Source organism: Devosia alba, from assembly GCF_039938915.1.
Taxonomy (GTDB): domain Bacteria; phylum Pseudomonadota; class Alphaproteobacteria; order Rhizobiales; family Devosiaceae; genus Devosia; species Devosia alba.
In genome coordinates this window covers 168,937-192,868 of sequence record NZ_JBDUUI010000003.1, presented here as the reverse complement: position 1 = coordinate 192,868, position 23,932 = coordinate 168,937, and the positions used below count along the sequence as shown (strand labels likewise).

The following is a 23,932-nucleotide window of genomic DNA, read 5'->3' as shown; positions in this document are numbered from 1 at the left end:
GGCGAAATGTTTTCGCCTTGAGCATTGTTTTGACTGCATTTACTGCACATCGTGCGGCGATGATTCCAATCTGGATTGCCCCGTGAATACTCTTGCTGTTCGTCTGATCTGGACTTGTGTCCTGATGCTGAACTTGCCCCATCTGGCGGGAGCCGCGACGTTGGAACAGATGGCCGGCCAGATGATTGTGGTGGGGTTTCAGGGCGATAGCGTCGATGACGCAGCAGTAGCCGGGCTGCGCGCCGATCTTGCCGCGAGCCGGCTGGGCGGTGTGATGCTGCTCAAGACCAATATTGGGAGCCTGGAGGCCGTCAAGCAGATGAATGCCGCGTTTCGCGATGCCGCGGAGCTGCCGGCGTTCATTACCCTGGACCAGGAGGGCGGGGCGGTGGAGCGACTGACAAAGGCGGTCGGCTTTCGGGAAATCCCCAGTGCTGTCAGCATTGCCAGCCGCAATTCGCCGGCGGAGGCCGAGACGATCTATGCCAGGATGGCGGCAGCCATCGCCGAGCTGGGTTTTACTGTCAATTTCGGCCCCGTGGCTGACCTCAATCTCAATCCGGAAAACCCGATAATTGGCAAATTTGGCCGCGCCTTCAGCGCTGATCCGGCCACAGTGGCACTGTATGATGCGGCCTTCATCAAGGCGCACCATGCGGCGGGGCTGTTGACCGCGCTCAAGCATTTCCCCGGACATGGCTCCTCCACCACCGACAGCCATGAGGGTTTTGTCGATATCACCCAGACCTGGCAGTCCAGCGAGCTTGATCCCTACCGGGTACTGATAGCTGCCGGCGAGGTGGACATGGTCATGGCAGGGCATCTCTACCACGCCGACTATGCCGATGCGGGCCAACAGACGCCGTCTTCATTGTCGCCACAGTGGATCGAGGGGGTGCTGCGCGGCGAACTGGGCTTTGACGGTGTGGTGATCAGCGATGATCTGGAAATGGGCGCCATTCGCGATCACTTCACGCTGGCGCAGACGGTAACACAGGCCGTGCGGGCGGGCCTCGATGTGCTGCTGTTTTCCAATACTGCCGACTACCGCGCCGGGCTGGGACAGGAGGTGCTGGATATTCTGCTCAGGGCGGCCGCAGATGACCCCGCCTTTGCCGCGCGCATCGAACAGAGCTATACGCGCATCGTGGCACTGAAGGCGCGGATCCATTGATCCCCCGATCGCTGGCGGTTTCCCCACCTTCTCGACGCCAAAGGTTCCCTCGCGGGCCAAGCGCGGATAAAGTCCGCAGCCACGAAGCAGGAGTCGATGCTTGATGACGGATGACCGCGAGGTTCGGCAGGTACGGGCCATGTTCATTTCGGATGTGCACCTGGGGATGAAGCCGATCCGGGTTGGACAGTTGATCGACTTTTTGCGCGCACACGATGCTGAGACCATTTATCTGGTTGGTGACATTCTCGATGGCTGGCGGCTGGCCAAGGCCTGGCACTGGCCCAGCGAGTACAATGTGCTGGTGCAATTGCTGCTCGACAAGGCCAATGCCGGGGCACGGATCATCTACCTGCCCGGCAATCACGACGAATTTCTGCGCGAATATCTGGGTACGTATTTCGGCGAGATCGAATTCGTCGATCGCACCGTGCACACCACGGCCACCGGCAAGACCTATCTGGTCATCCATGGCGACCAGTTCGACGTTGTGGTGATGAACGCCAAGTGGCTCGCTCATTTGGGCGACTGGGCTTACAATGCGGCGCTGCGCGTCAATATTGCCATAAACTGGGTGCGCCGGCGCCTGGGCCTGCAATACTGGTCGCTGAGTGCCTGGGCCAAGCAGAAGGTGAAAAACGCGGTGTCAATCATCGGCCGCTTTGAGGATGCGCTGGTGCATGAGGCCAAGGAAACCGGCGTTGACGGGGTGATCTGCGGCCATATTCACTTTGCCGCCATGCATGACCGGCTGGGCATCCACTACATCAATACCGGGGACTGGGTCGAAAGCTGCACGGCGATCGTTGAGACGCCCACAGGCGAGTTCGAACTGATCCAGTGGACCGAGATGGCCGAGGCCACCGCGCCGCGCAAATTCCGCCTGCGCCGGGCCGCCAGCTAAGGGGCAGGGGACGCCGTTGGCGATTGCAGAAGTTGGTCTGCCAAGGGCGCTTGAACAAGCTGGATCGGCTGATCCCGAAGAATCAGTCTTTTGCCGCGCTGGGGGCCAGCGTCAGTTTCAGACCGTCCAGCGCATCGCTCAGTAGAATCTGGCAGCTGAGGCGCGAGTTTGGCCGCACATCCCCAACGCTGTCGAGCATGTCTTCTTCCTCTTCGGAGGGAGCACCGACCACCGCCGTCCAGTCCTTGTCGACATAGACATGACAGGTGGCGCAGCTCAACGCGCCGCCGCACTCGGCCTTGATATTGAGGCCCCAGTCACGAATAACCTCCATCACCCGCCAGCCCTCGAGCCCTTCAAGCTCATGGTCAGCTCCGGCCTGGTCAGTAATGACAATCCTCATCAGGCCACGCCCAGCTTCTTCTGCAGCTTGGTCGAACTGGTCGTGTACTGAAACACGATCCGTTCACCGGGCGACACAATGGCCTTGGCTGCCTGCGCCATCAATGCGGCTTCATGGAAGCCCGACAGGATCAGCTTGAGCTTGCCAGGATAGGAATTGATATCACCAATGGCGAAGATGCCGGGCACCGAGGTCTGGAACTTCTCGGTATCCACCACGATGGTGTTGTCGTTGAGTTCAAGGCCCCAATCGGCCACCGGACCCAGCTTCATGGTCAGGCCAAAGAATGGCAGCAGGCGGGTGGCGGGCAGCGACAAATCGCCCGCATCAGTGGTCAGGTGCACGTGACTGATCTGCCCGTTCTCACCGTCCAGACTGGCGATCTGGCCTGTCAGGAAGTTGATCTTTCCCTCGGCTGCCAGTTCCTGCATCTTGTTGACCGAGGCCGGGGCCGCCTTGAACACCGCACGACGGTGAACCAGCGTCAGCGACCGCGCAATCGGCTGCAGGCTCAGCGTCCAGTCCAGCGCCGAGTCGCCGCCGCCAACAATCACCACGTCCTGACCGCGGAAGTCATCCATCTTGCGGACCGAGTAGAATACCGACGTATTTTCAAACGCCTCAATGCCGTTAACAGGCGGGCGCTTGGGCTGGAACGAACCGCCACCGGCCGCGATCACCACCACCTTAGCGTTGAAAATTTCATCGGCGTCGGTGGCCAGCTTGAACGAGCCATCAGCCTGCTTCTCGATGGAATTGACCATCCGGTTAAAGTGAAACTCCGGCGCGAACGGGGCGATCTGGGCCATCAGATTGTCGGTGAGCTGCTGGCCTGTCACCACCGGAAAACCGGGAATGTCATAGATCGGCTTTTCGGGGTAGAGCTCGGTGCACTGGCCACCGGGACGATCCAGAATGTCAATGAAGTGGCATTTGAGGTCGAGCAGTCCGAGCTCGAAGGCTGCAAACAGCCCGCAGGGGCCGGCGCCGATGACGACGACATCGGTGGTGATTTCAGTGCTCATTGATCTCAAGTCCAATTGGAGGGCCACCGCCCTCGGTCATTGCAGGAAGTCTGGCAGGCGCGTGCAACCCTGAGGCTGACGCTCCACCTATATCACGAGGCGCGCCGAAGGAAGGGTCGGGTTCCAATCGGTACCTCGGCAGTGCCCACTGGCTGGTAGAAAATGGCGACTTCGGGCAGCCGGTTTTCGATCAGCGCAGCGCGGGTGGGCTCATGGGTGACCACCAGGGCGTTGAAACCACAGCGGCGCATCAGGGGAATCTGGTCCTGCAGGACGTCGCCAACCGCCCTGATCTCGTTAGCGTACTGGTAACGTTGAGATACAAGACGTGCAGTTGAATAGCCCCGTCCGTCGGTGAAGCCGGGGAATTTGATGGCGATCGAGGCGAAGCGTTCGAGATCGTCCGCCACGTCTTCGACCCTATCGCCTGGTGCCACCAGCAGCCCAAGCGGGTGTGGGTTGGCGAGGAACGCCTCGCGGTGAGCCAGGAACACCGGCAAGGGAACGTGCTGGTAGCGCGCTGTGGCTGGTTTGCTTTCATCGGTCCAGTCGTGGAAGGGGTCGGCGATGAAGGCCCCGTCTTTCCAAAGCGTGTGTCGCTTCGCGGCGATCATGGGCGAGGCGATCGCGCCGTTGAAATCGAAATGGATGCCGCACTCTTTCTTGTCCAGACCACGCCAGCGTCCGGCGCGCGGATCTTCACCCTCGGCCACGACAGAGGTGCAGGGCGCGCAACCAATCGATTTGTAGCCCTTGGCGAATAGCGGGTGCTCGGGCAGGCCATGGTCGATCTTGTACTGATTGACATCGTTATCGTGGAAATAGGCCAGCGGATTGACCTTGATACGATCATCGCTGGTCAGTTCAAAATGGGGCAGCACCCCGCGTTCTCTGGTCTGGAAGCGCTTCCGCCCGGTGACCCAGCCGCCATAGAGCTCGGTAATGGGCTCAAGTGGCTCGGTCTTGCGGATGTGGCAGCAGCTATCGGGATCGGTCTCCCACAGCGTGCCCGCCGGGTCAAAGCGCGCCAGGTCTGCTTGATCGGGATGGATGGCGTGCACATTGAGCAGGCCGAGATGCTGCTTCATCGTCTCGACGTAATCCAGCGTTTCCTGGAAGTGCTTGCCGGTTTCGAGGAAATATACCGGCAGGCTCGGATCAACCTGCGCGACCAGATGCAGCAGTACGGCCGAGTCGGCGCCAAAGGAAGACACCACCGCCAGATCACCGGGCAGCACGTCAGCGGCCGCCTGACGCAGTACGCCAACGGCATCCATTTCATCGAACATGCCGTTGAGCGCCAGAATTCCCAGCGCGCGCAACTTGTCGTGCCCGGCCGGCACCTGGACCTGCTTAGGCTGTTCCATAAAGGGCCTCCTTGAATGGGGCTTCGCCGAGCCGGCGATAGGCCTGAATGAACGTCTCGTCGACGCTGTGGCGCCTGGCAATATAGGTATCGACCAGTTTTTCGATGGCATCAGGCACGGCGTCGGCTTCAAAGCCGGGGCCGATGATCTTGCCCACCGAAGCCTGTTCGCTGGCATCGCCACCCAGGGTGATCTGATAGAGCTCGCCGCCCTTCTTTTCGACACCCAGAATGCCGATATGGCCGACATGATGGTGGCCGCAGGCATTGATACAGCCGGAGATCTTGATCTTGAGATCGCCGATTTCTGCCTGACGCTCGGGCGCAGCGAATTTGTGCGTGATTTCCTGTGCAATCGGGATCGAGCGAGCGTTGGCCAGGGCGCAGAAATCGAGGCCCGGGCAGCAAATGATGTCGGTGATCATACCGGCGTTGCCATCGGCCAGCCCGGCCGCGACCAGCGCGTCATAGACGGTACGCAAATCGGCGACTGCCACATGCGGCAAGACCAGGTTTTGCTCATGGGTGACGCGCAACTCGTCAAAGGAGTAGCGCTCGGCCAGATCGGCCCCCACGTCCATCTGCACATCCGTGGCGTCGCCGGGCGCGCCACCGACAGGCTTGAGCGAAATGGTCACCGAGGCATAGCCCGGCTCGCGGTGTGCATTGAGGTTATTGTCGAGCCAGCGGCCATAGGCGGGATCTATGATGGATTGATAGGCCACATCGACCTTGCTGCCTGCCTGGTCGGTAAAGGCCGGAGGCGCAAAATAGGTGGTGATCCGATCAACTTCTTCGGACGGTAGCGTCAGTATGCCACCGCGAATTTCGGCAAACTCGGCCTCAACCTGACCCTTGATCGTCTCAAGACCTTCTTCATGCACCAGAATCTTGATGCGCGCCTTGAACTTGTTGTCGCGCCGACCGTAGCGGTTGTAGACCCGCATGATGCTCTCGAGATAGGCCAGCAGGTGCTCATTGGGCACGAAGCTGTTGATCAGCTTGCCGATCATCGGGGTGCGACCGAGACCACCGCCGACCCAGACTTCCCAGCCCGTTTCGCCAGCTGCATTGACCGCCGCCTGCAGGCCGATGTCGTGGAAGCGAATGGCGGCCCGGTCATTGGGTGAGCCGGTCATGGCGATCTTGAACTTGCGCGGCAGATAGGTGAATTCGGGATGCAGGCTTGACCATTGCCGGATGATCTCGGCGACGGGGCGCGGATCGATGATTTCATCGGCAGCGGCGCCAGCAAACTGGTCGGTTGTGGTGTTGCGAATGCAATTGCCCGAGGTCTGGATCGAGTGCATTTCGACGCTGGCCAGTTCTGCCAGAATCGCCGGAACATCCTTTAGTTTCGGCCAGTTGAACTGGATATTCTGCCGCGTGGTGAAGTGGCCGTAGCCCCGGTCATAGGTGCGTGCGATATGGGCCAGCTTGCGCAACTGACGGCTCGACAGCGTGCCATAGGGCACCGCTATGCGCAGCATGTAGGCATGCAATTGCAGGTAGAGCCCGTTCATCAGCCGCAACGGGCGGAACTGGTCTTCGCTCAGTTCGCCCGAGAGGCGGCGGTTTACCTGATCGGCGAACTGTGCGCCGCGGCCCGCGACAAACGCGGCGTCAAATTCATCATATCGATACATGACCGTCCTCCCCCAGATGCTGGCGGTCGAAGATGGCGCCGTTCAGTGTCAAAGGCGCTGTTGGGCCGGTGGCGCGGATCCGTTCGCGCAGCCGCTTGGGGACGATAAGGCCCTGATCCAGCGTCACTTCCTCGATCTCCAGGCTGATGATCCGGCCGGTGTCCCTGGTTGCGGCCAGGGCAGCGTCGCGCGCGGCGCCGTCCTCGGCGCCGAAAATCCGGGCGGCTTGCAGGTCCTGGACCCAAAGCCCCCTGTTATCGAGATAAACTGTTCCGCCAGAGGTCAGTTCATTGCCGGTCAGGATTTCCATGTGCTCACGCCACCTTGAAGTTCTGGGCGGCGATCGCCGCCGCATTGGCCCAGTCACCCGCCGCGACTGCTTCGCCAACAAAAATGATCGCGGGACCGTCGGCGAACGCCACATCGCTTTCGATCAGCGACCGCAGATTGCCCGAATAGGTTGTCATCCGGGGGCGCCCGGCATTGACCACTATGCCCACGGGGAGGTCCGGATGGGCGCCATGGGCGACGAGCCGGCTGGCAACGTCTGATGCAATCGACTTGCCCATATAGAGCGCCAGCGTCAGACCGGCCTGTGCCAGCGCCGCCCAATGGGTCAGTTCGCCGTCATCGGCACCATGCGCAGTCGCCATGATGAAGCCGCTCGACACCTTGCGCAGCGTCACCGGGGTCGCTGTATCGGCGGCGGCGGCCAGGGCAGCACTGACGCCGGGAATGATCTGGTAGGCCAGGCCTGCCTTGCGCAGGGCGGCGATTTCTTCTCCGGCGCGCCCGAACACCATCGGGTCGCCTGATTTGAGCCTTGCCACCTTCTTGCCCTGCCGCGCCAGCCGGATCAGCAGGGTATTGATCTGTGCCTGGCTGAAGGAGTGGTGGCCCTTGGCCTTGCCGACGGCAATCTGTTCGGCATCACGCCGCCCCATCTGCACCACGGCGTCGGGTACCAGCTGGTCATGCACAATGACGTCGGCCTGTTGCAGCAGCCGCTGGGCGCGCAGGGTGAGCAGATCTTCGGCGCCCGGGCCGGCCCCGATCAACCAGACAATGCCGGCGCCGTCGCGCTGGAACTGATGCTGTGCGAGCAGGGTTTCGGCGGCAAGCTGGCCGGCTGCAGGACTGGCGGCCAAGGCCGCCTCCACATGCGGGCAGGTCACCAGTTCCTCATAGAAGCGCCGGCGGGCGGGGCCGGCATGGATAAGGCTTTCAACCCGCTGACGCAGGCCACCGGCCAGGCGCGCGACCTTGCCAAGCTCGGGGGGCAGCATGGCCTCAATGCGCGCCCGCACCAGCCGTGCGAGCACCGGCGCATCGCCCTCGGTCGAAATCGCCACGCTCAACGGCGCGCGATCGACGATGGAGGGGGTATAGAAATCGCATTCGTCCGGCACATCGACCACATTGAGTGGAATGTTGCGGGCGCGGGCCGTCGCCTTGGCCAGTTCGGCATCGGCGCCCTGTTCGGCGACAAACACCAGTGCAACGCCATCGAGGTCAGAGCGTTCGAAGCCGCGCTCGACCAGTTCAACGGCAAGGCCGCTGAAGTCGGCAGCAATCTGCCGGCCAATCACCAGAACCTGTGCAGACGTCTTGCAGACCAGCCGGGCCTTGTTCAAGGCTTCCTCGCCACCGCCAATGATGGCGATGCGCTGACCACGAACCTTGAAGCTCAACGGGAAGGTGTTGAGGTGTCCCATGAGAAAATCCTGCTGCACCGGTTCGTAAAAATACGCGAAACCGCGGCTTTGCAGCAAGGCTTTGAAATTCAATAGCTTTTATATTTCCCTTAGCGGGCTCGGCTTGGAACAGGGCAGATGAGAATGCTCCAGCCCCGCTAAAAGAATCTGTGTGAGGGGTCCGACAAGCAAATTTTGCTTTATCGCATCCCTCCTCTAACCAGGCTTTGTTAGCCCTGCCGTCCCGGCACATGCACCACCAGGCCTTCAAGCTCATCCCTGACCTTGATCTGGCAGCTCAGGCGGCTGGCTTCCTTCACATCAAATGCGAAGTCGAGCATGTCTTCTTCCATCATCGAAGGGCCGCCAACCGTTTCTGTCCAAGAGTCATCAACATAGACATGGCAGGTAGCGCAGGTGCAGGCGCCGCCGCACTCGCCGATAATGCCGGGAACGCCATTCATGATGGCAGTTTCCATCACGGTGGCGCCGTTCTGGGCTTCGGTCTCGACGCGGACGCCATCCGGCTGGACAAAGGTGATTTTGGTCATGGGTCTCACGGGTATTGCTGTTGGCAGCCGATATAGGGGATGGGGCGGTGGTTTGGAACCACCATGCTGTCACACTCTCGTTGGGCAGCCGCAAGGCGGTGCGAACGAACGAGCTTGCGGCAGGTCATTCATCTCAGGATGGGCCCCCGTCTCAAGGCCGGGGGACATCCTACCCGGGGTTGGCGCTCGGACTAGAGCCCCAGCACCCCCTCAAGGTAATGCTGCTCGATGCCGAACATGGTCTTGATAGCAGCAATCTGGCTGAGAACCGTGTCCCGATCGCGGCCAACACGGCCATCTTTTTCGGCGACAATCAGATTGTTTTTCGGTGTGTGCGCGTCGGACACGAACTCGAAAACCCTGGTACGGTAACCATTCAGCTCCAGCAGCAGCGCCCGCAGCGTGTCGGTTACCATCTCGGCCTGTCGCTCCAGGAAGATGCCGTGGCGGAGCATGGGGAGAAGGTGGGCGTCGGGCCGGCCGGCTTCCATCTGGCGGCGGATCTGTTTGTGGCAGCAGGGGGCAACGGCGATCAGCGCGGCGCCGACGCGGATCCCCTGGAAGATAGCGTCATCGGTGGCCGTGTCACAGGCATGCAGGGCAATCACCGCGTCAGCGCCGGTGGCGTCAAAATCCAGGATGCTGCCGGACTGAAAGCTGAGCCCGTCAAAGCCCGATGCCTGGGCCGTGGCATTGCCGTCGGCCACCAGTTGCTCGCGCATCTCAACACCCACAATGCCCACCGCACGCCGGGCGACATTGACCTGATAGTCATAGAGCGCAAAATCGAGATAACCCTTGCCGGCGCCCATATCCACGATCAACGGCTGCTCGGCCTGGATTGCCTGAATCAGCGGCGCAAAGATCTCCACCATCTTGTTGATCTGGCGGAACTTGTCCTGCGCGTCATTGCGTACGATACCGTCCTTGCCGGCAATGCCGAGCGCCTTCAGCCAGGGTTTGTCGGTGCCGTCGAGCGGCCGGTTCTTGGCCCGGTTGTGATCGGTTGAGGGCGCCTCGCGCCCCGCCACTTCCTTGCGCTTGAGACGGATCTTGAGGCCGTTGCGCTCGAAAACCATGTCGAAGCCGGTGGTCGCCAGTTGCGCACTGGAAAACTCATCCTTGAGCGCGGCACGCAGCAGCGCCAGCGCTTCGGGCTGAATGAAATTCTTGATGATGTCGCGGGTCTTGTAGCGATAGGTGAAGGAGAACTTGTCCCCATCCTTTACCGTGATCTTCTTGACCTCGACCGATTTCAGATCGGGTTCAGCGCCGTGATAACCGCCCAGCTTCAGCCGTACCAGTTCCCCGTTCATGAACGCGGTTTTGGTGGCGTTCAAGAGCTCTTCGATACGGTCGGGGGCGGTCAATGGCGTTCCTTGGTGGTCAGAAAGCGGATTTTTGGAAAGTCCTGCTTGGCGCGATCAGCCCACCAGGCATTCTGTGCCAGAAACACCGGCGCGCCGGTGCGGTCTTCGGCAATGTTCATCTTCTGCGCACTGATGAAGCGTGCCAGTTCGGCCGGCTCGTCGGACTCGATCCAGCGGGCGACCTCATAGTTGAGGCTTTCAAAGGTGATCGGCACGCCATATTCCTTCTCGATACGTGAACTGAGCACTTCGAGCTGCAACTGGCCAACCACGCCCACGATCCAATCGGCACCGACCATGCGGCGGAACACCTGGGTCACGCCCTCTTCGGACAGGTCCGACAGTGCCTTGGCCATCTGCTTGGTCTTCATGTGATCGCCCAGCCTTACGCGGCGGATGATTTCGGGGGCAAAATTCGGGATGCCGGTCACATTGATATTGGCGCCCTCGGTCAGCGTATCGCCCACCGAGAGGGTACCGTGATTGGGTATGCCGACAATGTCGCCCGCCACGGCAGAATCGGCCAGTTCGCGGTCATTGCCGAAAAAGAACATCGGGTTGGAGACGGCCATGTCCTTGCCCGAGCGCACATTCTTGAGCCGCATGCCGCGGGTGAAGGTGCCCGAGCAGAGCCGAACAAAGGCGATGCGGTCGCGGTGATTGGCGTCCATATTGGCCTGCACCTTGAACACGAAGCCGGTGACCTTCTTGTCGCTCGGCTCGATTGGCGCCGGGATGGCCGGTTGCGGGCGCGGCTCGGGGCCCCACTCGCCCAAGGTGCGCAGCAGTTCGGCCACGCCAATGCCTTTGAGCGCGGAGCCAAACAGCACTGGGCTGAGATGGCCGGCGTGAAAGGTTGCCAGATCAAAGCCCGGCAGCATGGCGGTGGCCATTTCGAGGTTTTCCAGCGCCGTCATGAAGACCGGGTCCTCGACCAGCGCCGCGTTGTCGAGCAGGTCTTCGATGGCGTCATATTCGGCGATCGGCTTGCCCTGCGGATTGACCACCCGCTTTTCGAGCAGATCGAGATAGCCGCGGAAATCCACGCCCTGGCCTATGGGCCACAGGACCGGGGTCAGATCGAGCGCCAGCTTGCTCTGGATTTCGTCGATCAGATCGAGCGGCGCCAGGCCTTCGCGGTCCACCTTGTTGATGAAGGTGATGATGGGGATGTCGCGCAGGCGGCAGACCTCGAACAGCTTGAGGGTTTGTGCCTCGATGCCCTTGGCCGCGTCGATCACCATGATGGCGGCGTCCACCGCCGTCAGCGTGCGATAGGTATCTTCGGAAAAGTCTGAGTGGCCGGGCGTGTCGAGCAGGTTCAGCGTCAACCCGTCATAATCGAAGGTCATCACCGAGGAGGTGATGGAAATGCCGCGCTTCTGCTCCATTTCCATCCAGTCAGACCGGGTGGAACGGCCGCCAGCCTTGCCGCGCACTGCGCCGGCCGACTGGATCGCCCCGGCCGCCGACAGCAGGCGCTCGGTCAGCGTGGTTTTACCCGCATCGGGGTGCGAAATGATCGCAAAGGTCCGGCGGGTGCGGAATGGTTCGGCAAGGGACCGGGGCGCAGCCTCGGCGGCACTGGATAATGACATGGATCTGCTGGACGGTTGGGCCGCTGCATCGGCGCGGCAAGTTGGCCGCTATATAAGCGATGGTGGGAAAGCGGTCAAACTGGGGGTGGGCCAGGGCGGACACGTGGTCATGACCTCGTCCTTTGTCAGGCCCAGGATGAGGTCTGCCGAGAAAGCGATGGCAAGCGCCGCCTAAGCGGGTTCGCTATCCAGCATGCGGGCGATGAAGCCGCGGACTTCCTCGATGGCCAGGCCCAAATCGTCGAGACGTTCGGGAGCGAGGGGGCGACCGGCCAGCAGTTCGGACTCGGCCGCCTTGGCCAGACCGGCCACTGAAAACGCCCCGACACCATTCGAGGAACCCTTGATCGAGTGCAGATTCAGCGCCAGATCGTCGTAGCTGGTGGCCAGCTGCAAGCGGGCGAAATAGGTCGACACCGTGGTGTCATACATGCGCAGGATCTCGTATTCGAGATGCTCGTCGCCAAGGCACTGCTTGGCCAGATGGACCAGGTCGATCGGCCGCGCCGCTCGCGTGGCGGGGAGGGCGTCGGTCTGTACGAGGGGGGCCGAATTCCGGGCCATGCTGGTCGCTCCGTTACACGCAGCTACGCGTCCGACAGGGACAATGCTGCATGGATAAGCCTAGAATGGGCAGGTGAACAGGTGATTAAGCCACACCTTTGCCTTGCTTTGCGGCTCCACCTGTTGCCGGGGCTTCCCCAGAAAATTAACCTATGGGTAAGATTCCATTCGGTTTGCTTCAAATTGAATGTATTAATGCGCTTTGAACCAGCGCGCGGCGGCGAGGGTTGGGGGACGATACGGGCTTTTGCATCGAATTGTTTCCATTTGACCACGGGCCCGGAAACGGGTTGGGGGCATGCTTCTCCTAGAGTCCGCCTTGTTGCTGCCAAGCCGACGCGAGAGTTGTAAAGAGTATGGCGAAGAACCCGACCCCCACGAACGATCCCGCCGCGCTGGCGTTTTCAGCCGTCGAAGATGCCCTCAAGGAATCGGTGTTCAACATGGACAATGCCGCCCAACAGGCTTCCGAACGTAAACCGGCCGCTACGGGCCGCAGTGAGCGGTTGCGGGCGGCCGACAAGATCGCCCAGCAGGCGGGACCGGTCGCCAATGACGATCGCTACCCGGCCTCCAAGATCCTCTACAGCCTGCAGAACCGCTCGTCGGTGGCCCCAATCTGGGTCGCGCTGCTGGTCTCGCTGGCCTGGCTAGCCATTTCGGGCGCTGGCGGCTGGCTGCGTTATGGCGATCAGTTCAGCGATTTTGGCAGCTTTGTCGGCACTATCGACTTCATCGCGCTGGCCGCCATCATGGTCGTGCCGGTGGTTGGATTTTTCGGCATCGCCACCCTTTTCCGCCGCGCGCAGGATTTGCGCAATGCCGCTTCCTCGATCACCCAGGCCGCCATGCGACTGGCCGAGCCCGAAGTGACCGCTGCCGACAAGGTTGCCTCGGTCGGTCAGGCGGTGCGCCGCGAGGTCAATGCACTGGGCGACGGTCTGGAGCGCGCCCTGTCGCGCGCCGGCGAGCTGGAAGTGATGATCCACAACGAGGTCACCGCGCTCGAACGCACCTATTCGGACAATGAATCGCGGATGCGCGCCCTGATCGCCGAACTGGCCAGCCAGCGCGAAAGCGTGCTGACCAATACCGATCGGGTGCGCGAGGCCATTACCGAGAGCCATACCGGGCTGGTGTTTGACCTCGACATGATCAGCCAGCGCATTTCGGGCACTATTGTCGAAAGCGGCGGCAATCTGACCCGGGCGCTGGAAACCGCCGGCAATACGCTGACCAATGCCTTTGGCGAACGCACCGAGAATTTTGTATCGCTGGTCGATAACCGCACCACCGACTTCATGTCCTCGCTCGATCAAAGTGCCGGACGGCTGTCGCTGAGCTTTGAAGACCACACGGCCAGCATGGCCCGGACCCTGGATGAGCGCGCCGAACAGCTGACCGCTGGCGTCGATAGCCGGATCAGCGCGCTGACCGAGGCCCTTGATGGTCGCGCCAACCAGATCGGCGACGCTATCGACCAGCGAACCCGGGTCATTGAAGATCGCAGCAGCAGCTTTGCCACCGCCTTTGACGACCGTACCCAGTCGATCGCCGGCCTGATTGAATCGGGCACGGAGCGCCTGTCGGCGGCCTTTGACGAGCGCACCAGTGCGCTGTCGACGCTGCTGAGCGACGGCGGCGACGCCCTGCTCAACCAGCTGCAGGATCGCGGCCACGAAGTGACCGGCGGGCTGGACATGATCGGCCAGCGCATTGCCGACGATATTTCCTCGCGCTCACGCGAGGCCGAGGTGCTGCTCAGCGCGCTGACGCGGCAGCTTGATGAATCGGTGTCGATTCAGCTCAACGCCATGGACAGCCGGATGCAGTCGGCTGTCATCGAGATCAACGGGGCGCTGGACGATACCTCCGAACGGGCGCGCATCACGCTGTCCTCGGCTGGCCAGGACACGCTGAGCCAGTTTGATACCAGGCTCAGCGAAATCACCAGCATTCTCGATGCCCGCCTGCACGCCCTTGATGGCGTGGTTGGTGACAAGGGTGACCATCTGATTGCACGCCTGGAAGAGCAGGGCACCAGCTTTGCCGCCCGCGCCAATGTGCTTGAAATGGCGCTGAATGAAGAATCCGGGCGCTTCAACGACGTGGTCAGCGAGCGGACCCGTGAAATGAGCGATGTGCTCGGCGCCCGCACCAAGGCCATCACCGAGACGCTGAACCATCGCAGCCGCGAATTGTCGGACTCGCTCGAAGGCCATGCCGGCATTATTGCCGAAGCGCTGGATGAGCGCACCAAGGCACTCGACACTGTTCTGTCGACCCGTACTGACGCGCTGGGCAGCACGCTGAAAACCCATGCCGCGACGCTCGATGAGACCCTGGATGCCAGGGCCCGCGATATGGACGAAGCCATTCGCGTGCGCAGCCAGGAACTGGACGAGAAGCTGACCGGCGGCACCAGTGCCTTCGATCAGGCGATTGCCGGTCGCACCCAGCATCTGTCCGACACGCTGTCGGAAAAGACCATGGCCATTACGCTCGAAATCGACTCGCGCACCGGTGACCTGGCCCACCAGCTGGAAGAGCGCACGACCAGTCTGGTTGAGCAATTGGGCACCAGCGCGACTACGCTGACCAGTGAACTGGATACCCGCAGTGCTGAACTGCGCGCCGCCCTGGACGGGGGCACCCAGCAACTGGCGCAGACCGTTGGCACCAGGACCCAGCAACTGTCCGAGGCGCTCAATATCCGCACCGAAGCGCTGGGCGACACGCTGGCCACCCATACAGCCTCGATCAGCGAAACCATTGGCATGCGCACCAGCGAACTGGCCGATACCATTACGCGCCAGGGCGATGAGGCACGCGACAAGATTGACGACACGCTGCGCAGCGCCACCGACACGATGACCGACCATGTCAACTCGATGTCCTCGATGATCGTCAGCAAGGTGTCCGAGGTGAATGTCCATCTCGGTGATGGGCTGGAAAGTGCCATCTCGCGGATTACCGATGCCGAGCATGGCGTCAGCGCGCGTATCGAATCGGCGTCTCAGACCGTGGCCGAAAGCGCCCGCCAGGCCGCCGATCTCATCGAGACCGGCGTCAATTCGGCGCGGCAGGCCATTTCCGAGATGGTCGATTCCCGGCTGGGCACCTTGCCCGAGGCAATCACCGCGCGGGCCGATATCACTGCGGACCGCCTCTCGGCGCTCAATGCCAGCATCAACACCTCGATCACCCAGTCGATGGCCGATCTCGAAGCCGGCGCCGACCGGATCGAGGAGACCATTGCTACCCGCATCACCGCGGCAACCCGCAACATTGCCGCCGATATCAGCGACACTGCCAATCACATGGACAGCGCCGTGCGTACCGCGCTCGACCAGATTCGCGTGGCCGCCACCGATATCGACGAGTTGCTGACCGTCAAGGCCGTGGGCGCGGTCGACCAGATCGAAACCCGCCTCACCGACATCAATCGCTCGGTGGAGCAGCACACCAGTACCTTTGCGAGCCTGGTCAACGAAAAATCGGCAGAGCTGCAGGCCTCGCTCAACAGTCACGGCAATCTACTGCGCGATGCCCTGGGCGAGAATGCCAAGGAAGCCGAAGCGATCATGGCGGTTTCCAGCTCGCGCATTCTTACCGATGTCACCTCGGCGCTGGGCAAGCTCAACGATTCCAATCTGCTGCTGCAGCGGGTGCTGGATGCCTCGACGGCAAACCTGGCCAATCTCGAAACCAGCGTGGCGCAGCAGACCTCGACCTATTCGGCGACGGTGCGCGACGCCATCGGCCAGACCGAACAGGCCGGCTCCATGGTCAGCCAGCATGTGGGGGCCCTGCAGACGACCATTCGCGGCATGGTCGACGAGTTCTCCTCGATCCTGGGCAAGCTGGACGCCGAAACCACCAATATGTCCCAGGCCACCACGGCCCTGACCATTACCAGTGACCATGCCATCGGCAATCTGGAAGAGCGTCGCGGCGCCATGGACTCGCTGGCGCAGAGCTTTGCTGCCCGGGCCGATGATATTGACGGGCGCATGCGCATGTTCGCCCAGTCGATCGCCGACACGGTCAACGACACCGAACGCCGCCTGATCGGCGCGCGCCGCGCCATGGAGGAAGCGCTGAGCGCGACCACCGGGACGGTGGTGGAAACGCTTGAACAGACCACGGGCACGATTACCGAGGCCATCCAGTCATCGACCAGCGAGGTCAATGACGCGCTCTACGCCACCAATGAACGCTTCACGTCCTCGCTGTCGAGCAATGCAGCACAGATGGATAATGTGGTGCGGCGCGCCGCCGATGCGGCGTCGGCAGCGCTGGAAGAAAACGCCCATCGGATCAGCGATGTCCTGGCCTCGACCGCTGGCAATGTCACCGACGTGCTCAACACCACGACCGGCACCCTCGCCGAAACCCTCAACGACAGCTCGATTTCGGTTCGCAACGCCATTGCCGCCAATACGGGCCAGTTCCGGCAGGCCCTGGACGAGACGACCGGCCAGGTCAATGAGCGGCTGGGCGCCTTCCGAGGCACGGCAGATGCCGAAGGCCGCCGCGCCAATGCGGCGCTGCAGCAGGCCCAGCAGCAGATGGTTGTCGAAATGCAGCGCGCCATTGAAGAGGCGACCCAGCGCTTCAACGATACAGCGCATGCCATGCGCGAAACGGCCCGCGAAGTGGGCAGCGAGCTTGAAGCCACCCGCGCCGAACTGGCCCGTGGCGTCAACGAACTGCCCGAGGAAACCCGGGCCAGCGCCGCTGCGATGCGCCGCGTCGTCGCCGAGCAGATCGAGGCGCTGAGCGAACTCAATGCGATCGTGCGCAGCCAGCCGGCCACGCACGACCTCAATGATCGCCGGGCCAGCACGCCGCGCCTTGCCGCGCGCCCCGAACCACGTCCGGAAACCCGTCCTGAGGCGCCAGTGTATCAGCCGGCGCGCCAGCCGGAGCCGAGCCGCGAGGCCTATCAGGCCGAGCCAATGCGGTCCTCGCTGATCGATCCGATCCGCACGCTGGAGCGCGCACCCGAGCCAGTGCGTCAGCCTGAGCCGGTGGCGCAGCCCGAACCGGTCCGTCAGCCAGCAGCCCCAGCGGCTGAGCCGGCAGCGGTGGGCGAAGGCGGCTGGCTGCGCGATGTGTTGCGCAATGCCACGGCCAAACAGCAGAGCACCCAGCAGTTGCAGCCGGGCCTGTCGGGCCTCACCGAAGAGATCGCGGCGTCGATTGACGATGCGGCGCTGGCTGATGCCTGGGCCCGCTATCAGGCCGGCGAATCCAATGTGTTCTCGCGCCGGATCTATACGCTGTCCGGCCAGGGCACCTATGACGATGTGCGCAAGAAGCTGCAGCGCGACCCCGAGTTCGCCCGTACCGCCGGCGCCTATATGAGCGAGTTCGAGCAATTGCTGAAGCGGGCGGCGACCGGCGCCCATCCGGCTGCCGAGACCCGCGAGCACCTGCTGTCGGATCGCGGCAAGGTCTACACGACCCTGGCCCATGCCAGCGGCCGCCTCGCGTAACGCAGCCCGCGCAACAGATCAAGAGACGGCCCCGGGAAACCGGGGCCGTTTTGTTTTGCCGCGTCCTGGGCCCTGTGGGCAATCTCGCCTGGCATGATGGGCGCGCCGCCACCCCGCAGGTTGAGGCAGGGCGGGGTGCGCCGTGGCCCGGGGTGGGGCGTCGCTTTGGGTGGTTGCGTTTCGATCGCCAGAGTGGTGTCGCTCTTGCTGAAAACGCTCCTAGGCGTCCTTGGGCGGGCGGATACGCAGGGAGACCAGGACGCAGATAATGCCCAGCACGGCCAGGACCGAGGAAGCAAAGAAGGCATAGCTGCCAAATTGTACAACCAGCCAGCCAAAGCCGGCCAGCGACAGCACTGCGGTGCCCTGCTGCAGTGTATTGGCGAAGCCCTGCGCTTCGGCAGCATTGGACTCATCGGTCCAGTTGGCGATGAAGTGCACCACGCCGAAATAGCCCACACCAAAGCTGACGGCGTGCAGCATCTGCACGACGAACAGCACCGCCACGGGCGGGTTGAAGGCCATGGCAGTGAAACGCACCAGCGAGGCGATGCATGCCGCCAAAATCATGTTGCGCGCGGTGATCCGCCCGCCAAAGCGGCGCCAGGCAAACATGATGACGGCCTCGGCCGCCGCCGAAATGGCGAATAGCGGACCGATGTAGTAGTCGGGAATGCCGTTCGCGTGCCAGAGCAATGCGCCAAAGCCACCGATCAGAGCATGGCTGGCGTTGATCAGCGCAAAGGCGATCAGTGGCAGTACGAACCACAGGTGCAGCGAATCCTTGAGCCGGGTGGGCGGCAGAGCCGCCGCCAGGGTCTTGGTATAATCGGGCGCGCGAAACCGGGGCAATAGCAGGCTCAACCCGGCCCGCAGCAGCGACATGGCCACAAAGAGCGGCACGAAGGCACCCGCGCCATACACCATGAGCAGCATGCCAATGCCACCAGCGCCCACCACATAGCCAACCGTCGCCCAGGCCCGCACGACGCCGAAATCAGTGCCGTTGCGCCGCGTCATGCGCACTGACGCGGCGTCGATCAATGGCGGGATGGCGCCATTGGTCATGGTCACCAGGGCCCAGACCAGCATGATCCCCCAGAACTCGTTGACGAAAAACAGACCGAACGGCACGGCGCCGCCGACCATGGCCAGCACGAGAATGACGCTCCGCCAATCCTTGGCGCGATCGGCGATACGCCCGATCACCATGTTGAGCGCCAGCAGGCAGAGCATGGGGATGGCGTTGACGATGCCGATCTGGTCGGCTGGCAGCCCGTGCTCGCTCAGCCAGATGCCGAGAAACACCGAGCTGACCGCGCCGGGAAGGTAGACGGTAAACTGAAAGAATGAGGCGCGCGCTTCAGGGCTCGCAAAGCGCGAAGGGAGCAGGGACATGCAAGCAGGACTCCGGGCAAATCACTGCCCAGCATCCTTGGTGACTCGGCCCGACGCGCAACGCAAGACCTCAGTTGCAGGTTGCCGTCAAGCAATTGCGGGCGGCGCGTGTAACAGACCTGATTGATGCTCTCATCAAGCGTGTCGCAATGGCTGCTCATGCCTACAATTGGCGGGCGATGGGCCCTGGATTTCACCGCTTCGCTGAAACGGCAGAACGTCTAGGTGGTTTTGGCGCTGTCAGTGGCCAGCTTGGTCAATTCGGGAATAAAGTCGCGCACCACCGGCTGGGGCTGGGTTTCGAAGGGCAGGGGGCGGACGACGCGCATGGCGGCGATGCCGACCCGCACAGTCATCAGACCATTGACCACACCTTCGCCCAGACGGGCCGAGAGCTTGGCGGCGAGGCCCTGGCCGACGAGTTGCTCAACCAGACCATCGGTGAGCACCAGGCCGCCGGTGACGGCCAAATGGGTCAGAACGGCACCAGTGAGCCGCCAGAAGCCAAACAGGCCTGGGCGGGCGCCATAGAGCGCGGCAATCGCCCCGGCGAGCCGGACACTCTCATAGAGCACGAAGGCAATATCGATCAGGGCGCGCGGCGAGACCGCGGTGACCAGAGCGACGCGCCGGGCTGACGCAGCGGTCAGGGCCTTGGCCCGGGCATCGAGTGGCGCCATCAGGCTGCGTTCGGCCAAGGCGATGATCTCGTGGCCGTCGAATAAATGAGGCAGGTGGTCGATGACGGTCTGGCGGGCCCGCGCCTGGTCGGGACGATCGCCATAGATGGCGACCAATTTGTCAACGACGTGCCGGCCGCGCTGCTGGTCATTGTCGAGCGTGGTCAGGGCCGCGTCGCGGCGCAGCGCATCGAGCACCAGCAGGCGGCGCAGGGCGAAGACTTCGCGCACCGCCAGGGCCAGCACGGCGACGAGGAAGGCGGCGAGCACGCCCAGACCCAGCCAGCCCAGCCAGGGATTGGCGGCAAACAGATCGCGGATCAGCCGGTCGGCGGCCAGGCCCAGAGCGGCCGATAGCAGCACGCCACCACTAGTCCAGGCCAGACGTCCCAGCCAGCCCATCGGCCTGGGTGGCGGCGCAAGCAGTGTCTCGTCCGGCGCTGGGTCGAAATCGCTGCCGGTCAATTCCACGGCGGTCGGCGCAAAGGCGCGCGGGGTGCGCAGCGCCGGGTCGGTCCCAGGGGCGTTCGCGGTGGCAGTCGGGCGGGCGATGGGGCGTTTCATGCGAGCCAGTCTCCCACCAGATAGTCGATGGCACGATCAAAGCGGATATGGGGCAGCACGACATCGCCGCTGGCATTGCGCTCGAGTTGTTGCGGCGGGGCGAAGCGCAGGAAGTTCAGGGCGACGGGATTGCCATCTTCAAACAGGGAATCGGGGCGCTCGGGCAGGTCGCCGGGAAACAAGGCGATCTCGGTTTTGCCGTCATAGGTGACGCCGTCGAGGGCCTCGCCCTGCAGGGGCGTGCCGATGATGGTGTTCAGCGTCTGTCCTGCTTCGGAAATCGTACCTTCATGGGTGGCGCGAATACCCGCCAGCGCGATGGAACGGGTCTGGGTTCCGGCAAAGCGGGCACGCTTGCTGGCATTGGACACCAGACGATTGAGAATGGCCTCAAGCCGGTCGTGGCTGGTGTGATGGACGTGATCGGCCTTGGTGGCGGCAAACAGGATGCGGTCGATCCGCCGGGCGAAGGGCCGCAACAGGGGATTGGCCTCGCCCTGGCGGAAGCAGCCGAGCACCGAGGTCAGCGCGGTCTCAAGATCGGCGACGGCGGCGGGGCCTGCATTGAGCGCCCGCAGGGTGTCGACCAGAACGATCTGGCGATCGAGGCGGGCGAAGTGATCCCGAAAGAAGGGACGCACCACCTGGGCCTTGTAGGCCTCGAACCGGTGTTCGAGCATGGCGTAGAGGCTGGCGTTGCGCGCAGACTGTACGGGCGGGGGCAGTGGCGCGAAGGTCAGCGCGGGCGATCCTTCGAGATCGCCGGGCAACAGGAAGCGCCCCGGGGGCAGGGTGGAGAGGGCGCCATGCTCGCGGCTGCGCCGCAGATAGTCGGTGAAGGCGGTGGCTAGGCGCTCGGCGTCGGGGTCATTGGCGTCCTTGAGCGGATCAATGGCGGCGAGCAGATCGAGAAACGGGGTGGCCTCCTTGCCCGAACCGGGGCGACGGGCGCGTTCCAGCGCTTCGGCGCTCCATTGGGCAAAGCTCAGGCCGAGCAGCGGCAGGTCGAGCAGCCATTCGCCGGGATAATCGACAATGTCGAGATTGAGCGTGGAGGGGCCGCGCAGGCCGGCATACCAGTGCTTGGACTGGTATTTCAGCACGATGCGCAATTGCGAGATGCGGCGGGTGCCCTCGGGCCAGACCGGGGATTTGGCTGTGAGCGATTGCAGATGCTGCTCATAGGCAAAGCGCGGCACGGTGGCGTCGGGGTATTCTGCCAGCCGGGCGCCAATGAAACGGCCCTCGGCCATGGCAGCAAAGCCGGGCATGCGGCCGCCGGTCAGCAGATTGTGCACCAGAGCGGTGATAAAGATGGTCTTGCCGGCGCGGCTCAGCCCAGTAACGCCCAGGCGCAGCGTGGGGGTAAATGCCCCCGTCGCCGTGTCGGCCAGATTGGCCAGGGCGATGCCCAATTCGTCGACAATGGTCGTTGGAGTCTGGGCCACGCGCTGGTCTCTCGATTAACCCGCAAGATAAGGATTTGTGCGGCGCGTTCAATGGCCCCGCCAAAGCGGCGGGGCCAGAGGCGGCTAGGACGATTTGGTGCCGATCTCGGCGAGATCGTAGGGCGTGGTCTGGTAAATCTCGTTGATCCAGTTCTGGAACAGCAGATGGGCATGGCTGCGCCAGCTGTTTTCCGGGGTGGCGGTGGGGTCGTCACCGGGAAACAGATTGGCCGGGGGCGGGGTCGCCAGACCTGCGGCGATATCGCGATCATACTCGTCGGCAAGCGAACGATTGTCGTATTCGAGATGATTGAGGAAGTGCACAGCCCGATGGCTGGCGTCGCCGAGCATGGAGATGCCGATGTCGGGATTGTCGATCAGCACTTCGAGATCGGGCCCCAATGTGGTGCGGTCGATATCGTTGTAGCGGGACACCGGGATCATCGGGCCATCGGAAAAGCCGCGCAGGAAAGGCGAGCGGGTGTTGACCACCTCGTGGCGGAATACCCCGAAGGCCTTGCTGGGCATGCGGTAACGCTTGGTGCCGTGGAAATGGTGCAGAGCCGCCTGGGCGCCCCAGCAGATGAACATGGTGTGGTGCACGTTGGTCTGCGTCCAATCCATGATTTCGAGCATTTCGGGCCAGTAGCGCACCTGGTCAAACGGGATATTGGCAATGGGCGCACCAGTGACGATGAAGCCGTCGAACTTGCGGTTCCGCACCTCGTCCCAGGTGCTGTAGAACGATTTCAGATAGTCTTCGGAGGTGTTCTTGGAGCGATGCTCGGTCACCCGCACCAGGGTCAATTCGACCTGCAAAGGCGTCGAGCCGATCAGCCGGGTAAACTGGGTTTCGGTGCGCTCCTTATTGGGCATCAAGTTGAGCAGGCCGATTTCGAGCGGGCGGATATCCTGGCGCGCGGCGCGCGTGGAATCCATGACATTGACGCCCTCGGCCTCAAGGGTCTTGCGGGCGGGCAGATTGTCGGGAATTCGGATTGGCATGGCAGCCTCTTAGCTGGCGATGATCACAGAGCAATGCAAGCGATGCGCGCCTCCGGGCGGAAAGCGCGCTAGCGCATTCGCTGCTCGATCGCCGCGGCCATCAGATCGATAAACTCATCGCCATCGCGAACCACAGCAAGGTCCGAGGCCTCCACGACATAGCCGAAATTGTCGGCCAGCATCTGGTAGCGGGGCAGGCGGTCATGCAGCAGGGCCTCAAAGCCCCAGGCGCCGAAGCCGGCCGGATCGACATCATTGTCGTCGAGAATGCCGTGGATCAGCTTGTACTCCGCCCATTTCTCGATGAGAAACTGGGGCGGATAGTACATTGGCTTGGGGCTTTTCTTGTAGCGCCGGATCAGTTCGGCGGCGTCCGTGCCGGTGCCACGAATGTAGAGCAGGGCAGTTGAGCCCGCGAGCGCCCTGATCACCGGATCCTCGGGGTCGGTGGGGTCGACCACCTCGATCAGGGAGCCGCCGGTGTCGGCGATGAAATTGTCATAGCCGTAGAGCTGCTTGGCGCGCTCGATAAAGTGCGGCACATCGTGCAGGGCGGCAATTTCGGCGATGCGGTGCTGTTCCTGGCGACGCTGGTATTCGGCCAGCGGCAGGCCATGCTTGTCCGGATCGCCCGGGGTGCCCAGATAGCTCGAGAGCGGATCGAGGTTTTCGAAGGTCAGATTGGAGGAGATGTAGATCGAATCCGAGCGCAACAATTCGGCCAGGAAGGGCACCTTCATGGCTTCGCGCTTGAAATTGTCGACAATGGCCTCGCCCATGTAGCGGGTGCCGATGCGGTAATCGGCCGAATAGTGAAACCAGTTCGACGCCCTCAGCATGGCGGACAGGCGCGTCTTGCCGACGCCGGCCATGCCGAACACCGTCACGGCCCGGCGTGGCGAGTTGATGAATTCGTCGGCAGACTTGAACAGCATAAAACGCCCCAATTCTCTGGCCAATTCCATTACGGCAACGGCCCCCGCTTCACAAGCGGGCGGCAATTTGTGCCGCCCGCCCGGACTCTATTGCCGGTTGCCGGGA

At 62.7% G+C, this 23,932-nt stretch carries 18 protein-coding genes; 3 read left to right on the top strand and 15 right to left on the bottom strand.

Translation table 11 applies throughout. From position 1 onward, the window contains the following. The first annotated feature begins 82 nt into the window (after positions 1-82). Both ABFY71_RS06045 and ABFY71_RS06040 read left to right on the top strand, forming a co-directional pair. Positions 83-1,174 carry a glycoside hydrolase family 3 N-terminal domain-containing protein gene (locus ABFY71_RS06045; protein ID WP_347945120.1) on the top strand — a complete coding sequence of 364 codons (1,092 nt, stop codon included), beginning with the start codon at positions 83-85 and terminating at the stop codon, positions 1,172-1,174. Between the two features lie 103 nt (positions 1,175-1,277). Beyond that, positions 1,278-2,078: a UDP-2,3-diacylglucosamine diphosphatase gene (locus ABFY71_RS06040; RefSeq protein ID WP_347945119.1), complete on the top strand. Its 801-nt coding sequence runs from the start codon at positions 1,278-1,280 to the stop codon at positions 2,076-2,078. Positions 2,079-2,160: 82 nt separating this feature from the next. Here ABFY71_RS06040 and ABFY71_RS06035 read toward each other — a convergent pair whose 3' ends face one another. From ABFY71_RS06035 to ABFY71_RS05990, 10 genes are all read right to left on the bottom strand, one after another. Beyond that, a complete protein-coding gene (locus ABFY71_RS06035; protein WP_347945118.1) occupies positions 2,161-2,481 on the bottom strand; it encodes a 2Fe-2S iron-sulfur cluster-binding protein in 321 nt (106 codons plus the stop codon). Beyond that, positions 2,481-3,506 carry an NAD(P)/FAD-dependent oxidoreductase gene (locus ABFY71_RS06030; RefSeq protein ID WP_347945117.1) on the bottom strand — a complete coding sequence of 342 codons (1,026 nt, stop codon included), beginning with the start codon at positions 3,504-3,506 and terminating at the stop codon, positions 2,481-2,483. Before ABFY71_RS06030 ends, ABFY71_RS06035 begins: the two co-directional genes overlap by 1 nt. Before the next feature lie 92 nt (positions 3,507-3,598). Beyond that, positions 3,599-4,873 carry a phosphoadenylyl-sulfate reductase gene (locus tag ABFY71_RS06025; RefSeq protein WP_347945116.1) on the bottom strand — a complete coding sequence of 425 codons (1,275 nt, stop codon included), beginning with the start codon at positions 4,871-4,873 and terminating at the stop codon, positions 3,599-3,601. Then, on the bottom strand, positions 4,860-6,518 hold the full coding sequence (locus ABFY71_RS06020) for a nitrite/sulfite reductase (protein WP_347945115.1): 1,659 nt from the start codon (positions 6,516-6,518) through the stop codon (positions 4,860-4,862). The genes ABFY71_RS06025 and ABFY71_RS06020 overlap by 14 nt, the downstream gene beginning before the upstream one ends. Beyond that, positions 6,505-6,828 (bottom strand): DUF2849 domain-containing protein, encoded by a 324-nt coding sequence (locus tag ABFY71_RS06015; RefSeq protein ID WP_347945114.1) that lies wholly within the window; start codon positions 6,826-6,828, stop codon positions 6,505-6,507. The genes ABFY71_RS06020 and ABFY71_RS06015 overlap by 14 nt, the downstream gene beginning before the upstream one ends. A 4-nt stretch (positions 6,829-6,832) precedes the next feature. Further along, positions 6,833-8,233 (bottom strand): siroheme synthase CysG, encoded by a 1,401-nt coding sequence (cysG, locus tag ABFY71_RS06010; protein WP_347945113.1) that lies wholly within the window; start codon positions 8,231-8,233, stop codon positions 6,833-6,835. A 209-nt stretch (positions 8,234-8,442) separates the two neighbouring features. After that, positions 8,443-8,763, bottom strand: coding sequence for a 2Fe-2S iron-sulfur cluster-binding protein (locus ABFY71_RS06005; RefSeq protein WP_305576067.1), 321 nt, complete (start codon positions 8,761-8,763; stop codon positions 8,443-8,445). Positions 8,764-8,954: 191 nt separating this feature from the next. Continuing rightward, positions 8,955-10,133, bottom strand: a complete 1,179-nt coding sequence (locus ABFY71_RS06000) for a class I SAM-dependent methyltransferase (RefSeq protein ID WP_347945112.1) — start codon at positions 10,131-10,133, stop codon at positions 8,955-8,957. Beyond that, positions 10,130-11,731 carry a peptide chain release factor 3 gene (locus tag ABFY71_RS05995; protein ID WP_347945111.1) on the bottom strand — a complete coding sequence of 534 codons (1,602 nt, stop codon included), beginning with the start codon at positions 11,729-11,731 and terminating at the stop codon, positions 10,130-10,132. The genes ABFY71_RS06000 and ABFY71_RS05995 overlap by 4 nt, the downstream gene beginning before the upstream one ends. A 171-nt stretch (positions 11,732-11,902) precedes the next feature. Next, on the bottom strand, positions 11,903-12,295 hold the full coding sequence (locus ABFY71_RS05990; protein ID WP_347945110.1) for an Hpt domain-containing protein: 393 nt from the start codon (positions 12,293-12,295) through the stop codon (positions 11,903-11,905). 356 nt (positions 12,296-12,651) lie between these two features. Between ABFY71_RS05990 and ABFY71_RS05985 the strand changes: the two genes are divergently transcribed. Then, positions 12,652-17,796 carry an apolipoprotein A-IV repeat region-like domain-containing protein gene (locus ABFY71_RS05985; protein ID WP_347945109.1) on the top strand — a complete coding sequence of 1,715 codons (5,145 nt, stop codon included), beginning with the start codon at positions 12,652-12,654 and terminating at the stop codon, positions 17,794-17,796. 219 nt (positions 17,797-18,015) lie between these two features. On the opposite strand, the gene ABFY71_RS05980 is transcribed toward ABFY71_RS05985, so the two are convergent. The 5 genes from ABFY71_RS05980 to ABFY71_RS05960 all read right to left on the bottom strand — a co-directional run bounded on the left by ABFY71_RS05980 (position 18,016) and on the right by ABFY71_RS05960 (position 23,826). Then, positions 18,016-19,194, bottom strand: a complete 1,179-nt coding sequence (locus tag ABFY71_RS05980) for an MFS transporter (protein ID WP_347945108.1) — start codon at positions 19,192-19,194, stop codon at positions 18,016-18,018. A gap of 221 nt (positions 19,195-19,415) precedes the next feature. Further along, positions 19,416-20,438: a YcjF family protein gene (locus ABFY71_RS05975; RefSeq protein WP_347945107.1), complete on the bottom strand. Its 1,023-nt coding sequence runs from the start codon at positions 20,436-20,438 to the stop codon at positions 19,416-19,418. Continuing rightward, on the bottom strand, positions 20,435-21,886 hold the full coding sequence (locus ABFY71_RS05970) for a YcjX family GTP-binding protein (RefSeq protein WP_347945106.1): 1,452 nt from the start codon (positions 21,884-21,886) through the stop codon (positions 20,435-20,437). Before ABFY71_RS05970 ends, ABFY71_RS05975 begins: the two co-directional genes overlap by 4 nt. Before the next feature lie 84 nt (positions 21,887-21,970). Then, a complete protein-coding gene (locus tag ABFY71_RS05965; protein WP_347945105.1) occupies positions 21,971-22,891 on the bottom strand; it encodes a homoserine O-succinyltransferase in 921 nt (306 codons plus the stop codon). Positions 22,892-22,959: 68 nt separating this feature from the next. Next, entirely contained in the window at positions 22,960-23,826 is an 867-nt protein-coding gene (locus tag ABFY71_RS05960; RefSeq protein WP_347945103.1) for an ATPase, read from the bottom strand. Positions 23,827-23,932: the final 106 nt, after the last annotated feature.

Bases quoted from the DNA above. Each gene is read 5' to 3' on its own strand.
- ABFY71_RS05975 (WP_347945107.1), bottom strand. From the start codon at position 20,438: ATGAAACGCCCCATCGCCCGCCCGACTGCCACCGCGAACGCCCCTGGG.
- ABFY71_RS05980 (WP_347945108.1), bottom strand. From the start codon at position 19,194: ATGTCCCTGCTCCCTTCGCGCTTTGCGAGCCCTGAAGCGCGCGCCTCA.
- ABFY71_RS06025 (WP_347945116.1), bottom strand. From the start codon at position 4,873: ATGGAACAGCCTAAGCAGGTCCAGGTGCCGGCCGGGCACGACAAGTTG.
- ABFY71_RS06030 (WP_347945117.1), bottom strand. From the start codon at position 3,506: ATGAGCACTGAAATCACCACCGATGTCGTCGTCATCGGCGCCGGCCCC.
- ABFY71_RS06005 (WP_305576067.1), bottom strand. From the start codon at position 8,763: ATGACCAAAATCACCTTTGTCCAGCCGGATGGCGTCCGCGTCGAGACC.
- ABFY71_RS05985 (WP_347945109.1), top strand. From the start codon at position 12,652: ATGGCGAAGAACCCGACCCCCACGAACGATCCCGCCGCGCTGGCGTTT.
- ABFY71_RS05965 (WP_347945105.1), bottom strand. From the start codon at position 22,891: ATGCCAATCCGAATTCCCGACAATCTGCCCGCCCGCAAGACCCTTGAG.
- ABFY71_RS06020 (WP_347945115.1), bottom strand. From the start codon at position 6,518: ATGTATCGATATGATGAATTTGACGCCGCGTTTGTCGCGGGCCGCGGC.
- ABFY71_RS06015 (WP_347945114.1), bottom strand. From the start codon at position 6,828: ATGGAAATCCTGACCGGCAATGAACTGACCTCTGGCGGAACAGTTTAT.
- cysG (WP_347945113.1), bottom strand. From the start codon at position 8,233: ATGGGACACCTCAACACCTTCCCGTTGAGCTTCAAGGTTCGTGGTCAG.
- ABFY71_RS05960 (WP_347945103.1), bottom strand. From the start codon at position 23,826: ATGCTGTTCAAGTCTGCCGACGAATTCATCAACTCGCCACGCCGGGCC.
- ABFY71_RS05995 (WP_347945111.1), bottom strand. From the start codon at position 11,731: ATGTCATTATCCAGTGCCGCCGAGGCTGCGCCCCGGTCCCTTGCCGAA.
- ABFY71_RS06035 (WP_347945118.1), bottom strand. From the start codon at position 2,481: ATGAGGATTGTCATTACTGACCAGGCCGGAGCTGACCATGAGCTTGAA.
- ABFY71_RS06040 (WP_347945119.1), top strand. From the start codon at position 1,278: ATGACGGATGACCGCGAGGTTCGGCAGGTACGGGCCATGTTCATTTCG.
- ABFY71_RS05990 (WP_347945110.1), bottom strand. From the start codon at position 12,295: ATGGCCCGGAATTCGGCCCCCCTCGTACAGACCGACGCCCTCCCCGCC.